Here is a 507-nt window from a genome sequence, read left to right as displayed (position 1 = left end):
GAACGGCACCACCCTCCTGACCAAGCGCACCCGGCCCGGCATCGACCCCTACGTCGTCCTCGTCGGCGGCGGCGTCGAAGACACCGACCCCACCCTCGAAGACGCCCTCCTCCGCGAGATCCGGGAGGAGATCGCAGGCGAGGGCCAGATCGAGCGCCCCTTCGCCGAACTCACCAACGACAAGGGCGAGACCGAGCACTTCTTCCTCGTCAGCATCAAGACGTGGAACTTCGCCGACCGCACCGGGCCGGAGTTCTCCCGTGACGACCGCGGCGAGTACCTCCTCGAGGAAGTCCCCCTCACCGCCGAAGCCGTCACGACCCTGAACCTGCTGCCGCACGAGATCAAGACCCGGCTGGCCGACGCCATCAAGGCTGGCGACCTGCTGGCCACCGCGTAGTCGGCCACGGCGTGGAGGGGCGGCAGGACGTGCACGAGGACGAGCCGCTGGAGCGGTGGGTCGCAAGGGGGGCGGGCAAACGCCCTCCCGGCGGGGCGGTGGAAGGG

At 70.2% G+C, this 507-nt stretch carries 1 protein-coding gene; it reads left to right on the top strand.

Annotated elements, in window-relative coordinates; genetic code table 11:
- Positions 1-400, top strand: a 400-nt coding sequence (locus ABD323_RS45695) for an NUDIX domain-containing protein (RefSeq protein ID WP_344447809.1), incomplete at its 5' end; no start/stop codon positions are given.
- Between the last annotated feature and the right edge of the window lie 107 nt (positions 401-507).

Source organism: Kitasatospora nipponensis, assembly GCF_039528135.1.
Lineage (GTDB): Bacteria > Actinomycetota > Actinomycetes > Streptomycetales > Streptomycetaceae > Kitasatospora > Kitasatospora nipponensis.
This window is presented reverse-complemented; position numbering and strand designations above follow the sequence as displayed.